We start from the raw sequence: 13360 nt of genomic DNA on the forward strand, positions 1-13360 counted from the left end.
ACGCCGGCCCTCCCCGGAGGACGGCCCATGAGAGGGACGAATACACCGTGAGCACCATCCAGACAGCCCAGACGCTCCATGTCGCGGCGGCGACCACGACGTCGGACGGCTCGACGCTCGGCGCCGTCACGGACTGGGCGGTGAACCTCATGGAGACCATCGGCGCGCCCGGTGCGGGCCTGGCCATCGCCCTCGAGAACCTCTTCCCGCCGCTGCCCAGCGAGGTGATCCTGCCCCTGGCGGGCTTCACCGCCAGCCGCGGCAACTTCTCGCTGTTCGAGGCGATCCTGTGGACGACCATCGGCTCCGTCGTCGGCGCCTTCGCGCTGTACGCCCTCGGCGCCTGGCTGGGCCGTGACCGCATGCGCCGTCTCGTGTCGAGGGTGCCGCTCATCGACCTCGAGGACGTCGACCGGGTGGAGGACTGGTTCAACCGGCACGGCTACCAGGCCGTCTTCTTCGGCCGGATGATCCCGCTGTTCCGGAGTCTCGTGTCCATCCCGGCGGGGATCGAACGGATGCCGGTCGGGAAGTTCCTCCTGCTCACCACGGCCGGAAGCCTCATCTGGAACTCGATCTTCGTCCTGGCGGGGTTCTACCTGGGGGAGAACTGGCACATCGTCGAGCAGTACGCGGGCACGTTCCAGCGGATCGTCATCGTCGCCGTCATCCTGTTCCTCCTCTACTTCGTCGTCACCAAGGTGCGCAAGTACCGTGCCAGGGGGCGGATCCAGTGACGGGGGAGCCCGTCGGGGCCGCCCCGGACTCCCTGGTCCGCGTCTGGCCGCTGTTCGGGCTCGTCCTGACGACGCCCCGCCTGGTCCTCACGCCGGTCCGCGACGAGCATCTGCCGGCCCTGATCGACGCCGTCCTCGCGGGCATCCACGACCCGGCGGAGATGCCCTTCAGCGTGCCGTGGACGGATGCGCCGCGGGAGGTCCTCATCAGGGAGACCGCGAAGCACCAGTGGCGGATCCGCGCCGGGGTGTCCGCGGACTCCTGGACCATCAACTTCGCCGTGCTGCACGAGGGGCGGGTGATCGGCGTCCAGGACCTCACCGCCCGCTCGTTCGCGCTGCTGCGGCGCGTGGGCTCGGGATCGTGGCTCACCCGGTCGGTCCACGGCCGCGGCTTCGGGACCGAGATGCGGGCGGCCGTGCTGCAGTTCGCCTTCGACCATCTGGGCGCGACGTCCGCGGTGTCCGAGGCCGCGGCGTGGAACGGCGCCTCGCTGGGCGTCTCCACGCGGCTCGGCTACGCCCCGAACGGGACCGCGCTCGTGGAGGTGCGCCGCGGGGAGGTCGACGTGCAGCAGATCCTCCTGCTGGCCCGGGAGGATTTCGCCAGGCCGGACTGGGTGGTCGACGCGCAGGGCGTCGACGCGGTCCGGGCCCTCCTCAGTCCTGCGACGCGGGACTGACCGCGAGGCCCTCCGCGAGCAGGCGCCAGAGGTCCTCCGACGGGTCGAACAGCAGACCGTGCAGGCCGACGGCCCTCGCTGCGGCGACGTTCGCGGGCGAGTCGTCGACGAAGGTCACCTGCCACGGGGCCGTCCGGAGCTCGGCGAGGACGCGTTCGAAGATCGCGGGCGAGGGTTTGACGAGGCGCAGCGACGAGCTGAAGAAGAGGTGGCGGAAGAGCCTCGTCCACGAGGCGTCGGCGAACTGCGCGGCCATGGCCGCCGGCATGTTGGACAGCACCGCCAGGTGCTCACCCCGCGCCTCGAGATCCTCGAGGACGTCGAGCGTCTCGGGGTTCAGGTGCGACCACTGGCTGGCGTCCAGGGCGTCGAGCCAGGCGGCGCGGGGCGGCCCGGCCCGGCTGCCGCGCACGAGCGACCAGTACTCGTCGGAGGTCAGGGCCCCGGCGTCGTAGGCGATGCGGTACCGCCAGTAGGCCGACCCCGGGTCCTGCAGGCGGTCCACGCCGGCAGCCTCCGCGAGGACCTCCCAGTCCGAGGGCGTCGGGGGCGTGGAGATCACGTTGCCGTAGTCGAAGAGGTACCACCGTCGCGGGCTGTCTGTGCGTGCCATGGTCCAGCATAGGACCGTGCGCGGCCGTCCGACCCCGGTCCCCCCGGTGAATTCCGGGTGAACGGACCGTCCTGGGGCGGCGGTAAAGTGGGGGGCGTGGGAATCGCGTTCACGGCCATCGACTTCGAGACGGCGAATGGCTTCCGCGGCTCCCCGTGCGCCGTCGGCCTGACCAAGGTCAGGGACGGCCGGGTCGTCGAGGAGGCCTCCTGGCTGATGCGGCCGCCCGTCGGCCACGACCACTTCGACTCCCGGAACATCGCGATCCACGGCATCACGTCGGCGATGGTCGAGGACGCCCCGCGGTTCGGGGAGCTGTTCCCCGAGATCGGCGGGTTCATCGGCTCCGACGTCCTGGTTGCGCACAACGCGGCGTTCGACCTCGGCGTCATCCGCTCGGCGCTCGAGGTCTCCGCGCTGTCGGGGCCCGCGTGGGACTACGCCTGCACCGTGGTGCTCTCGCGCCGGAGCTACTCCCTGCCCTCCTACTCCCTGCCGTTCGTCGCGGAGGCGGCCGGCGTGCCCCTGCTCAACCACCACGACGCCGTGGAGGACGCCCGCGCCTGCGCCGGCATCATGATCGACATCGCCCGACGGTACGGCGCACCGACCGTCGAGGACGTCCTCGGCCACCATAACCTCCCTCTCTCCCGCGCCGAGCCCTACGCCCCCGGCGTCGACGATCTGTCGAAGGCGACGCGCGCGGCCCTCGAGCGCGGTGCCGCGCCCTCGGGCTGGTCCGGCTGGCCGGAGGAGGGGGAGAACCCGCACGCGAATGCCCAGGCCGATCCCCGCCACCCGCTGTACGGGCAGACCGTGGTCTTCACCGGCACCCTGGGCATCCCGCGCCCCCAGGCGAAGGAGCGTGCGGCGCGTCTCGGAGCGCAGCCGGCGAGCTCCGTGACCCGGCGCACCACGGTCCTCGTGGTCGGCGACGGCTTCGTGGCCTCCGACCTCCGCAACGGCCGCGTCACGGGCAAGGCACGGAGGGTGCTCGAACTGCACGAGCGGGGCCAGGAGATCGAGGTGCTGTCCGAAGCGGAGTTCCTGCAGATGACCGGGGGACGCTGGCCCGCCGGCAGCCAGTGACGGCGGGCGGCGGCCCGCCGCGCGGTCAGAACCGGAGATCGACGCCGGTCAGCCGGGCGGACAGGTCGATGAGCCGGGACGCCGCGTTGCGCTCCCGCGCATGCCGCTGCGCCGGGACGACGACGGGCCGTCCCGTGAGCTGGAACCAGCCGTCCGGACCGCAGTAGGCGCCGTTCGGGATCCCGCGGTCGATCGTGGCACGCACGAGGGGCCAGGCGCCGGCGTCCTTCCCCTGCGCCACCCGCTCCATGATGCGCCGCCTCCACCGGGACGCGGACCGGTGGGCGGCCACCCCGGGCCGGTCCGGGGTGAGCATGCCGAGGGCCAGCCCGGGGTGGGCGACGACGCTGGTGGCCGGGCTGCCTGTCGCGTCGAGGCGCCGCGCGAGCTCGAACCCGAAGGCCGTGACGGCGAGCTTCGACGTCGCGTAGGCCCGGGCGTTGCTGTAGGTCGAAGGCTCCAGGAACGACGGCGTGAGGCGCGCCCAGCGGTGGCTGATGCTGCCGACGTGCACGATCCTCGTGCCCGCGGCGGACAGCGACGGCAGGAGCCGGGCGATCAGCGCGTAGTGCCCGAGGTGGTTGGTGCCGAACTGCAGCTCGACGCCGTCCGCCGTCGTCCGCCGCCGCCGGGACCCGACCACACCCGCGTTCGCGAGCAGGCCGCTCAGCGGCGCCCCGGCGGCGATCGTCGCGGCCGCTGCGCGGACGGAGGAGAGATCGGCCAGGTCGAGGGGCTGGAAGGAGACCCGGGCGCCGGGGTGTCGGCCGCGGATGGCGTCCATGGCCCGTGCGGCCTTGTCGGGACTCCGCGACGCCAAGACCACGTGGGCGCCCGCCCCGGCCAGCTGCTCGCAGGCGAAGTAGCCGAGGCCGGCGTTGCCGCCCGTCACCAGGATGCGCTTGCCGGCGAGCGGCGGGAGATCGTCGGGGTTCCACATGCGACCAAGACTAGATCGCTCCGCCGCTCCCCGCCGCGGGGGCGCGGCTGCAGGAGCCGGGCGGGCCGGTCAGGAGCCCGTGGTCGCCTTCAGGAGGGTCCTGGCCACGGAGCGGACGACGCCGGCCGCCCCCGGAGCGTCCAGGTACGCGGCCGGCAGCGCGGCCGTGCCGTGCAGTGCCCCGATGATGCCGCCCGCGAGGGAGGCGGCGACGACGGGTGACGCATCGGGGCGTCCGGCGGCCGACGCGTGCGCCAGGGCGGCGGCGAGCTGGTCGCGCGGCGTCGCCGCGGACGCGCCCTCACGGGCCGCCTGGAGGGCCGCTTCGAGGGTCGCGGCGGCCGTCGTCGCCTCCGCGTCCGTCCGGTCGGCCCGCGTGCGATGCACGGTGGCGCCGACGAGGCCCTCCGCCGCGGCATGGGCCGGATCCTGTCCCGCGTCCGCGGCCAGCTGCCGCTCCTCGCCGCGCTCGGCGACGACGGCCGCCTCGAGGGGGAGTCCGTCGATGGCGAGCGAGCGGATGATCCCGCTGTACAGGGCCGCCGTGGCCCGGGCGTCGGCCGTTCCGTGCGTGAGGGCCGCGGCGTCCACGGTGAGGCGCTCGACCAGGCTGGCCGGGATGCGGGGGACCAGGCCGAAGGGCGCCGAACGCATGAGCGCACCCGCTCCCTCCGCGTGCGGGTTCAGGGGCCGCGCGCGCGTCCCCATCTCGCCGGTGAGGAGGGCGCGGACGGTGTCGGCGTCGGGATCGTGCACCGGGAGGAGGTCCTCCTGCCGGTCGAGCCAGCGGGCGGGCGGTGCCGGTGCCGCGGCCGGAAGGTGCTCGCCCTGGCGGGTGAGCCACCGCAGGTAGGCGAGCCACAGGCAGGCCGTCTCGTCGGCAGCCACGCCGTCGTTCGCCCACTCCAGCGCGTCCGTCAGGCCGTCGACGGTGTAGAGGGTCAGCTGGGTGGCGTCCGAGACGGCCAGGTCCGAGGGATCGCCCAGCGCGGTGAGGGGATCGTCCCCTGCCGCGGACAGGAGCCCGTACGCGTCTCCCGCCATCGTGCCGAGGAGGCATCCCAGCACCCGGTCCTCGTAGGCGGTCGGTGCATCCTGCCGTGCCTCCTGCGGGGCTTCCGTGGCGGCCCGCATGCCGCTCGTGCCCGGATCCGTCTCGCTGCCGGTGCCGGCGGTGTTGTTCGTCATCACCGGTCCATTCTAGGAGGCGGGACCACGCCCGGGGTCCCGGACCGGGCCCCCGCCGCGCGCTGATCCGGTGAATGTCGGCGTCCGGCGGTAGCGTGAAATGCATGAAGATCCTCCACACCTCGGACTGGCATCTCGGCCGTTCCTTCCACGGCACCGGGACCCTCGACGCCCAGCGGATCTTCGTGGACAACCTGGAGAAGACGGTCCGCGAGGAAGGCATCGACGTCGTCCTGGTCGCCGGGGACGTCTACGACCGCGCCCTGCCCGCGGTGGACGTCGTCGCCCTGTTCGACGAGGCACTGGACCGTCTGACGGTGGCCGGCGCCCAGGTGGTGGTCAGCAGCGGCAACCACGACTCCGCGACCAGGCTCGGGTTCGGCGGACGCATCCTCGCCCGCGGCGGGGTGCACCTGCGCACGCGCATCGAGGACATCGCCGTCCCCGTCGTCCGCCCCCTCGACGGCGGCGCGGAGCTCGCGATCTACGGTGTGCCCTACCTGGAGCCGCGGGTCGTCGCGGAGAGCCTGCAGGCGGAGGCGCCCACACACACCGCGGTGACCGCCGCGGCCCTCGACCGCATCCGGGAGGACCTGGCGCAGCGCTCCTCCGTGCGGCGCACCGTCTCGATCGTCCTCGCGCACACCTTCGCCGCGGGCGGGGCCGGTTCGGACAGCGAACGAGATCTCGCCATCGGCGGCCTCGGCTCCGTGCCCCTGTCCCTCTTCGACGGCTTCGACTACAGCGCCCTGGGGCACCTCCACGGCCGGCAGAGACTCTCGGACACCGTGCGCTACTCCGGGTCACCCCTCGCCTACTCCTTCTCGGAGGCCACCCAGGCCAAGGGCGCGTGGCTCGTCGAGGTGACCCCGGACGGCGTCGAGGGCATCAGGGCCGTGGAGTGGCCGGCCCCGCGCGACCTCGCGGTGCTCAGCGGGCGCCTCGAGGACCTGCTGGCGCGGGAGGACCTCGCCTGGGCCGAGCGGGCCTACTGCCAGGTCACCCTCACCGACCCCGAACGGCCGGCGCGGGCCATGGAGCGCCTGCGGGTCCGCTTCCCGGACACGCTCGTCCTCGCCTTCGCACCGGAGGGAGGCGGGCAGGCCGATACCCGCACCTACAGCCAGCGCCTCGCCGAGGCCCGCGACGACGCCGAGATCTGCTGCGGATTCCTCGAGCATGTGCGCGGCCGGAAGGCCTCCACCGAGGAGCAGGCGCTCGTCCGGTCGACCGTCGACGCCGCCCTGAGCCTCGCCCACGAACGGTAGGAACGCATGCGACTGCACCACCTCGAGATCCAGGCCTTCGGGCCGTTCGCCGACCGGCAGGGCATCGACTTCGATGCCCTCTCGGCGCAGGGCCTGTTCCTCCTCAACGGACCCACGGGCGCCGGCAAGTCGAGCGTGCTCGACGCCGTGTGCTTCGCCCTGTACGGCTCCGTGCCCGGGGCGCGCCAGGCGGCGAAGAGGCTCCGGAGCGACCACGCGGCCGAGGCCCTCGCCCCCGAGGTCTCCCTCGAGTTCTCCGTCGCGGACCGCCGCTTCAGGGTGGTCCGGTCACCGGCCTGGGACAGGCCGGCCCGCCGCGGGGGCGGCACGACCACCGAACAGGCGCACACCCTGCTCAGCGAGTGGATCGGCAGCGACTGGGTCCAGAAGTCCGCGCGCAACGACGAGGCCGGGCTCGAACTGCAGGGACTGCTCGGCATGGACAAGGAGCAGTTCACGAAGGTGGTGATGCTGCCGCAGGGCGAGTTCGCCGCCTTCCTGAGGGCGGACGCCAAACCGCGCCGGGAACTGCTGCAGCGGCTCTTCTCGACCGCGCGCTTCGAGGACCTCGAGAAGCTCTTCGCCGAGGAGCACCAGCGGACCGCGCGCCGGCTCGCGGAGCAGGAGGGCCGGCAGCGGAACCTCTTCCTCCGCGCCGTCGACGAGGCCGGACGCCACGGTCTCGCCCCGGCGGACGTCGGCGCCGACCCGGACGTCCCCGATGCCTGGGACGCGTCCCTGCAGGCACTGTCCCAGGCCCTCGCCGACCGCCGCGACGCGGCCGCCCTCGAATCCGCGGATCTCGCCGCGCAGAGCGCGCTCGCCGACGGCGTGCTCGCCGCGCTCAGGCAACGGCGCCACCGCTTCGACGCGCTGGCGCAGCTCCGGGCGCACCGCGAGGAGCACGAGGGCCGCGCGGAGGAGATCGCCGGGCTGGTGGAACGGATCCGGGGCCACGACCAGGCCCGCGGGCTCGCCGCCCATCTCCGGCTCGCCGACGACGCGGCCTCGCTGGTCCGGGACACGGACCGGGCGCACACGGAGGCGCTGGGGCGCCTCCGACGCAACGCCACGGCAGGGGAGTACCTCGGGGTTCCACCGGGAGAGGAGGGGGACGGCAGCGTGGCACGCGATCCCCTGACGCGGGCCTGCACGGAGTCCTCCGCCGTCCTGGCCGTCCTGCGGGCCGCCCTGCCGGACGAGCAGCGGCTGCTCGACGTCCGCGCGGGGCTGGACGCCCTCGACGCGACGATCCGCGGGCTCGATTCGGGGCTCGACGACGCCCGGGAGGGCATCGCACGGCTGCAGCTCCAGCGCGCCGACGACGCCGCGAGGCTCGGGCCCCTGCGGGACGCCGCCGACGGACTCGCCCACCTGCGCACGGACCTCGCCGCCGCGGTGGCCGCCGAGGAGACCGTGCAGCAGTACGGTGCCGCGAAGGAACGCCAGGCGGCGGCGGACGCCGCCCACGCGCTCGCCTCGGAGCGGTTCCTGGCGCTCAAGGAGGAGTGGCTGGCCAAGCTGCAGCTCCGGCTCGAGCAGGCGGCGCAGGAGCTCGCCGAGAAGCTGGAGGACGGGCGGGCGTGTCCCGTGTGCGGGAGCACGGAGCACCCGGCGCCGGTGCCGCCGCCGGAGGGCGAGAGGATCAGCCTGGACGAGGAACAGGCGGCTCGGCGGCTGCAGGCCGAGGCCGAGGCGGTGCTGCAGACCGCGCGCGAGGTGCGGGACCACGGGCGGGTGGAGCTGGCCCGACTGGCGGCCCGTGGCGGTGAGGTGGCCCCCGCGGACGCCGCTGCCGCGACACGGACCGCGCGCTCGACGCTGCAGCGCGCCGAGACCGCCGACGCCGAACGGGCCGCCCTCGAGGAGAGACTGCGCCGGTCGGCCGAGGAGGAGGACAGGACCGGTGCCCGGCTGGAGGCGCTGCGCGAGGAGCGGGCGGACGCCGAGAGCCGCCGGTCGTCCCTGACGGACCAGGACGCCGAACTGCGCCGTCGGCTCGCCGGGCTGCAGGCGGACGCGCCGTCGCTGGCCGCGCGGATCGACGCCGTCCAGCACGCCCACGACGATCTCGACCGGGTCCGGGAGACCCTCGACGCACTGGAGCGCGCCACGACCGCGCAGCAGGAGAACGCCCGACGGTTCGACGATGCACTCTCGGGGACACCGTTCGGGTCGGTCGAGGACGTGCGCGCCGCACTCCTGCCGGAGGACCGCTCCGCAGCCCTCGAGGGCACCGTGAGGGAGTACGAGGCGCGCGGCCACCGCCTCGACGCGGCGGAGGAGGAGCCCGCCATCCGCGAGACCCTCCGCGAGGAGCAGGAGGGGGTCCCGGCGCCGACCGACGACGACGAGCGCCTCGCCGTCGCCTCGGCCGACGACCTCAGGGCACGGGCGCACCGCGCAGGCATCGGGGTCGAGGTGCTCGGGCACTCGGTCGTGCAGCTGGAATCGTATGCCCGGCAGCTCGCCGACCTCGAGAAGGACATCGCCCCGCTGCGCGAGGAGGCCCAGCTGGCGGCGGCCGTCGCCGAGACCGTGCGCGGCGGCGGGGAGAACCTCTACAAGATGCCCCTGGCCACGTACGTGCTCGCCTCGCGCCTCGAACAGGTGGCGGCGGCAGCCACCGAACGGCTGCTGCAGATGTCGGACGGCCGATACCAGCTGGTCCACAGCGATGCCACGGCAGGGAACCGGCGATCCGGTCTGGGCCTGAACGTGATCGACGGCTGGACGGGGAACCGGCGCGACACCTCGACGCTCTCGGGAGGCGAGTCCTTCATGGCCTCCCTGGCCCTCGCGCTCGGACTCGCGGACGTGGTGCAGCAGGAATCCGGGGGGCTGGACATCGAAACCCTTTTCGTCGACGAGGGGTTCGGGTCCCTCGACGACCAGGCCCTCGAGCAGGTCATGGACGCGCTCGAGGGCCTGCGCAGCGGCGGACGCGTAGTGGGCCTGGTCAGCCACGTCCCGGAGCTGAAGCAGCGGGTGAGTGCGCAGCTGCAGGTCGTGAAGGGCCGGCAGGGCTCGACCCTCCGCTATGTGGAGCAGCCCGCCAGCGTGTAAACTCGGGCCGTTACCGGGTCGGGCGCATCGGGAGGGGGGACGATGCGCGTTCGATGCACCCCGGAAAGCGCATGTACAAGATCACCTCCCCGGCCCCACCGGGCCACACTGCCCATGGCGGCGCCCCCTCGACGCCGACCCTCCCGGGCCCCGAGCGGTCCCGTCTCGGCAGGTTCGGTGTCCTCCCGCACCTCGCGGGCACCTCCTTCCTCGTCCTCGGCCTCTTCGCGCGGCTTCCTCTGGCGATGCTCACCGTCGGGGCCCTGACCCTCGTCACCACGGAGAGCGGCTCCTACGCCGCGGGCGGCTTCGCCGCAGGCGCCGTCGGCCTCGGGTCCGCCCTCGGAGCGCCCCTGCTCGGCTTCCTCGCCGACAAGCGCGGGCAGCGGATCGTCCTGCTCGTCGCGGCACTGCTCAACACCGCCGCGATCGCGGCCCTCCTGATCGCGACGCTGACCAGCGCGACCTTCGGCGGGGCGGCCCTGGCGCTCGTCCTCGCTGCGGCTTTCGCCGTCGGCTTCACCTGCCCGCAGATCGGTCCGCTCGCCAGGGTCCGCTGGATGGCCATGACCCGGCGGAGCCCGCGCTCGGCCCTCGACACCGCACTCTCGTACGAGGGGACCGCGGACGAGCTGACCTTCGTCCTCGGGCCGGCCCTCGTCGGCCTGCTCGCGAGCCTGATCGCCCCGTGGCTCCCGCTCGCGCTGGCCGCGGCCCTCACCATCACCCTCGTCAGTGCCTTCGCCGTGCACCGCACCGTCGCCTACAGCGACCGGGGGTCCTCCGACGCCCTTGCGGCCTCCGACGCCGGCCCCGCCCCGCACGCCGGCCCCGCCCCGCACGGCGACCCTGGGTCCGAGGCCGGGCCCACGCGTTTCGCCCTCGTCCTGCTGCCCGTCGCCGGCATGGTGGCGGTCGGCACCTTCTTCGGGTCCACCCAGACCTTCCTGACCGCCTTCACGGGCCAGTTCGGTGCCGCCGAGTCCTCGGGCCTCCTCTACGCGGTCATGGGCCTGACGTCGGCGGTCGCCGCGCTGTCCGTCGCCTACTGGCCGCAGCGCTTCCGCCACACCGGCCGGTGGATGGTGTCGGCGGCCGCGATGGCCCTCGCGGCGGCGGCCCTGGCGCTGCCCGCCTCGATCGCCGCGATGCTCGTCGCACTGCTGTTCCTCGGGATCTTCGTGGGGCCCACCATGGTCACCATCTTCTCCATCGGCTCCGCCGTCGCCCCGTCGCACCGCCTGGGCACGGTCATGACGCTGCTCGCGAGCGGCATCGTCGCCGGCACGGCCGTGGGCTCCGGACTGGCCGGGATGCTCGCCGAGGGCGGGGGAGCGGCAGCCGCCGTCGTCGTCCCGGCAGCGGCCGGGGCCGCCCTGTTCGTCCTCGGCGCCGTGGCCGCCGTCGCGCTCCGGCACGTTCCCCGGGCCTGACCCTTCCCGCCCGATCGTCAGCCGCCTGACAATCCCGTCGCGTCACGCATAGGATCGTAGGACACCCAGATCCAGGAGGACGCATGAGTACCGAAGGCACCGAGCGCGACGACGCCGCCGATCCACAGGGCTCCGGCCCCGAGGGCACCATCCCGGCCGGCGGTGACGGCGTGGCAGCCGGCTCCTCGGACGAGCCGAGCAGCTTCGAGCCCGAAGAAGATGCGGGCGAGGGCCACTAGCAGGACGACCAGCGTCCCGGTCGTGCGACGACCACACTGACTGCGCCCCCTGCCGGGTCACCGGCAGGGGGCGCAGTGGCGTCGGGAGGGCCATCCCCGGCGGAGCAGCGTGCGGATCCGGTGGCGCCCGGGATCAGCTGATGCGCGGGGCTCGGGCGGGCGGGTGCGGGATGCGGACGTTCCCCGTGACGACACCGCCCGTGATGGCACCGCCGGTGAGGGCGTCGCCGTCGTCGCCCCGGTCCGGGCCCGCACCGGGCGAGGAGCGCATCCCGCCCGCGTCGGGCGCGCCGGGGCGGCTTTCGGCCCGGTCGTCGTTCTGGCTGCGGAGCTGCAGGGCGACGTCGTGCGCGTCGGGTCTCAGGGACGGATCGCGGGCCGTCATCCGTCGCAGGAGCGCGACCCACTCCGGGCCCAGGGACTCGGGCACCTCCGGATCCCGCAGGAGTCGGGCCAGCGCGGCCTCCACCACGGGCCCCGGGAACGCCTTCTCCCCGGTGAGGCATTCGAGGAGGACGAGGCCGAGCGAGTAGATGTCGCTTCGCTCGTCGACCGTGTCCCCCTTCGCCTGCTCGGGGCTGAGGTAGTTCGCCGTGCCGATCGTCGCGCCGGCGGCCGTTGCCGTGGTGGCCTCCACCATGCGGGCGATGCCGAAGTCGGTGAGTTTCGGGTACAGCCGCGTCCCGTTGTCCCCGCTGTGGAACATGAGGATGTTCGCCGGCTTCACGTCCCGGTGGACGACCCCCTCGGAGTGGATGTACGCCAGCGCATCGGCCAGGTCCGCCCCGAGTTGCGCCACGTCGTCGGCGGGGAGAGCGCCGCGCTTGAGCAGCTGCCGGAGGTCCTCGCCGTCCACGAGCTCCATGACGAGGAAGCCGGAGGTGCGGCCCTCCTGGTCCTCGTGCATCCCCGCGTCGTGGAGGGTCACGAGGCCCGGGTGGTTGAGGGTGGACAGCAGGATCGTCTCCGTGTGCTGGCGACGGTAGTCGTCGTCGTCGGAGGTGGTGGCATTGAAGATCTTCACGGCGACGTCGCGCTGCAGGTTGCGGTCGACCGCGCGGTACACGGATGCCGTGCCGCCGACCCCCAGCAGGTCCGTGGTCTGGTACCGGTTCCCGAGGAGCACGGTCATGCGTGTCCTCCCCCTGCTGGATGTTGGTGGCGATCCCCGGCACACCACTAAGCGTGCTGATCAATTGCCAGTATAGCGCCGAAGGACCGCGGGGATGCGGCACCGGCGCACCGTTTACCAAACCTTGATCGGACGGTGCCTCAGGCCAGGAAAGCGACGGCCGCTTCCTTGAAGAGCCGCGAGGTGATGGCGTTCGCATGGTCCCGTCCCGGCAGGGTGGTGACGCGGGCGTCGGGGGCCCAGGCCTGGAGGTCCGAGATGCCCTCCGCGTACTCGTCCCGGTCGCCGGCGACCAGGAGCAGGGGCATCTTCGGGACGGCCTGCTGCGGGTCGAAGGGTTCCGTCTTGATGGCGGAGACCATGGCGAGCAGCGAGGGGAGGTCGTTGTGCGGTCCGGCCTGGGCCATGCGCAGGAGGTCCGCCGTCACCGGGTCCTCCGAGGCGGGCCCGCCGGCGAGGTACAGCTCGGCTCCTGCAAGGTCGAACGAGGCGAGCGGGTCGGCGGTGCCGGGGCCGCCGAGCACCATCCTGCGGACCAGTTCGGGCTGGGTGGCTCCGAACTCCCAGGCCAGGCGCGATCCGAGGGAGTAGGCGATGACATCCACGCCGGATCCCGGCAGGTCGCTGCGCAGGGGGAGGACCCGCTCGTCGAACAGGGCCTGCAGGATGTCCGCCCGCATGCGGCTCGGTGCGTAGGCTCCCGCGTCCGCCGGCGCCCCGCTGTCCCCGTGGGCCGGCAGATCCACCATGACCACGTTCCGTCCGGCGTCGTTCAGGTGGCGGACCCAGCCCGTGTCCACCCAGTTCTGCCGGGATGAGGAGCCGAAGCCGTGCAGCAGCAGGACCGGAGGGAGGTCGAGGGGGTCCGCGGCATTGCTGCGGGTGATGGACAGGCGAGGGTCGACGCCCTCGACGGCGTGAACGGCGTGGTGATCCATGCGTCCCATCGTATGCGCGGCGGGGCCGAGCCGA

General features: G+C 73.6%; 12 protein-coding genes. 7 read left to right on the top strand and 5 right to left on the bottom strand.

Features of this window, described 5'->3' with window-relative positions; translation table 11 throughout:
- The first annotated feature begins 56 nt into the window (after positions 1–56).
- Together ACSGDB_RS07355 and ACSGDB_RS07360 are read left to right on the top strand one after the other, a co-directional pair.
- Positions 57–737 carry a DedA family protein gene (locus ACSGDB_RS07355; RefSeq protein ID WP_434993981.1) on the top strand — a complete coding sequence of 227 codons (681 nt, stop codon included), beginning with the start codon at positions 57–59 and terminating at the stop codon, positions 735–737.
- A complete protein-coding gene (locus tag ACSGDB_RS07360) occupies positions 734–1420 on the top strand; it encodes a GNAT family N-acetyltransferase (RefSeq protein WP_434993881.1) in 687 nt (228 codons plus the stop codon). The genes ACSGDB_RS07355 and ACSGDB_RS07360 overlap by 4 nt, the downstream gene beginning before the upstream one ends.
- On the opposite strand, the gene ACSGDB_RS07365 is transcribed toward ACSGDB_RS07360, so the two are convergent.
- A complete protein-coding gene (locus ACSGDB_RS07365; RefSeq protein WP_434993883.1) occupies positions 1398–2033 on the bottom strand; it encodes an HAD family hydrolase in 636 nt (211 codons plus the stop codon). The genes ACSGDB_RS07360 and ACSGDB_RS07365 overlap by 23 nt on opposite strands.
- Positions 2034–2129: 96 nt before the next feature.
- Here ACSGDB_RS07365 and ACSGDB_RS07370 point away from each other — a divergent pair, with 96 nt between their 5' ends.
- Entirely contained in the window at positions 2130–3122 is a 993-nt protein-coding gene (locus ACSGDB_RS07370; RefSeq protein ID WP_434993884.1) for an exonuclease domain-containing protein, read from the top strand.
- A gap of 25 nt (positions 3123–3147) precedes the next feature.
- Here ACSGDB_RS07370 and ACSGDB_RS07375 read toward each other — a convergent pair whose 3' ends face one another.
- Together ACSGDB_RS07375 and ACSGDB_RS07380 are read right to left on the bottom strand one after the other, a co-directional pair.
- Complete coding sequence (locus tag ACSGDB_RS07375) at positions 3148–4062, bottom strand: SDR family NAD(P)-dependent oxidoreductase (RefSeq protein WP_434993885.1); 915 nt, start codon at positions 4060–4062, stop codon at positions 3148–3150.
- Positions 4063–4131: 69 nt separating this feature from the next.
- Entirely contained in the window at positions 4132–5250 is a 1119-nt protein-coding gene (locus ACSGDB_RS07380) for an ADP-ribosylglycohydrolase family protein (protein WP_434993983.1), read from the bottom strand.
- Between the two features lie 104 nt (positions 5251–5354).
- Between ACSGDB_RS07380 and ACSGDB_RS07385 the strand changes: the two genes are divergently transcribed.
- The 4 genes from ACSGDB_RS07385 (at position 5355) to ACSGDB_RS07400 (ending at position 11256) form a co-directional block, all read left to right on the top strand.
- Complete coding sequence (locus ACSGDB_RS07385; RefSeq protein WP_434993887.1) at positions 5355–6518, top strand: exonuclease SbcCD subunit D; 1164 nt, start codon at positions 5355–5357, stop codon at positions 6516–6518.
- A gap of 6 nt (positions 6519–6524) precedes the next feature.
- The gene (locus ACSGDB_RS07390) at positions 6525–9584 is read left to right on the top strand and encodes an AAA family ATPase (RefSeq protein ID WP_434993888.1); all 3060 of its coding nucleotides are present in this window, start codon (positions 6525–6527) and stop codon (positions 9582–9584) included.
- Between the two features lie 71 nt (positions 9585–9655).
- Positions 9656–11017 (top strand): MFS transporter, encoded by a 1362-nt coding sequence (locus tag ACSGDB_RS07395; RefSeq protein WP_434993889.1) that lies wholly within the window; start codon positions 9656–9658, stop codon positions 11015–11017.
- Positions 11018–11100: 83 nt separating this feature from the next.
- On the top strand, positions 11101–11256 hold the full coding sequence (locus ACSGDB_RS07400; protein ID WP_434993890.1) for a hypothetical protein: 156 nt from the start codon (positions 11101–11103) through the stop codon (positions 11254–11256).
- Positions 11257–11389: 133 nt separating this feature from the next.
- Here ACSGDB_RS07400 and ACSGDB_RS07405 read toward each other — a convergent pair whose 3' ends face one another.
- Together ACSGDB_RS07405 and ACSGDB_RS07410 are read right to left on the bottom strand one after the other, a co-directional pair.
- Positions 11390–12388, bottom strand: a complete 999-nt coding sequence (locus ACSGDB_RS07405; RefSeq protein WP_434993891.1) for a serine/threonine-protein kinase — start codon at positions 12386–12388, stop codon at positions 11390–11392.
- Positions 12389–12528: 140 nt separating this feature from the next.
- The gene (locus ACSGDB_RS07410) at positions 12529–13326 is read right to left on the bottom strand and encodes an alpha/beta fold hydrolase (protein ID WP_434993893.1); all 798 of its coding nucleotides are present in this window, start codon (positions 13324–13326) and stop codon (positions 12529–12531) included.
- Positions 13327–13360: the final 34 nt, after the last annotated feature.

The sequence above is a fragment of the Arthrobacter sp. Ld5 genome, assembly GCF_051172775.1.
Lineage (GTDB): Bacteria > Actinomycetota > Actinomycetes > Actinomycetales > Micrococcaceae > Arthrobacter_D.

Excerpts from the sequence above, each read along its gene's own strand:
- ACSGDB_RS07365 (WP_434993883.1), bottom strand. The coding sequence starts at position 2,033 with ATGGCACGCACAGACAGCCCGCGACGGTGGTACCTCTTCGACTACGGC.
- ACSGDB_RS07375 (WP_434993885.1), bottom strand. The coding sequence starts at position 4,062 with ATGTGGAACCCCGACGATCTCCCGCCGCTCGCCGGCAAGCGCATCCTG.
- ACSGDB_RS07380 (WP_434993983.1), bottom strand. The coding sequence starts at position 5,250 with ATGACGAACAACACCGCCGGCACCGGCAGCGAGACGGATCCGGGCACG.
- ACSGDB_RS07385 (WP_434993887.1), top strand. The coding sequence starts at position 5,355 with ATGAAGATCCTCCACACCTCGGACTGGCATCTCGGCCGTTCCTTCCAC.
- ACSGDB_RS07390 (WP_434993888.1), top strand. The coding sequence starts at position 6,525 with ATGCGACTGCACCACCTCGAGATCCAGGCCTTCGGGCCGTTCGCCGAC.
- ACSGDB_RS07395 (WP_434993889.1), top strand. The coding sequence starts at position 9,656 with ATGTACAAGATCACCTCCCCGGCCCCACCGGGCCACACTGCCCATGGC.
- ACSGDB_RS07400 (WP_434993890.1), top strand. The coding sequence starts at position 11,101 with ATGAGTACCGAAGGCACCGAGCGCGACGACGCCGCCGATCCACAGGGC.
- ACSGDB_RS07405 (WP_434993891.1), bottom strand. The coding sequence starts at position 12,388 with ATGACCGTGCTCCTCGGGAACCGGTACCAGACCACGGACCTGCTGGGG.
- ACSGDB_RS07410 (WP_434993893.1), bottom strand. The coding sequence starts at position 13,326 with ATGGATCACCACGCCGTTCACGCCGTCGAGGGCGTCGACCCTCGCCTG.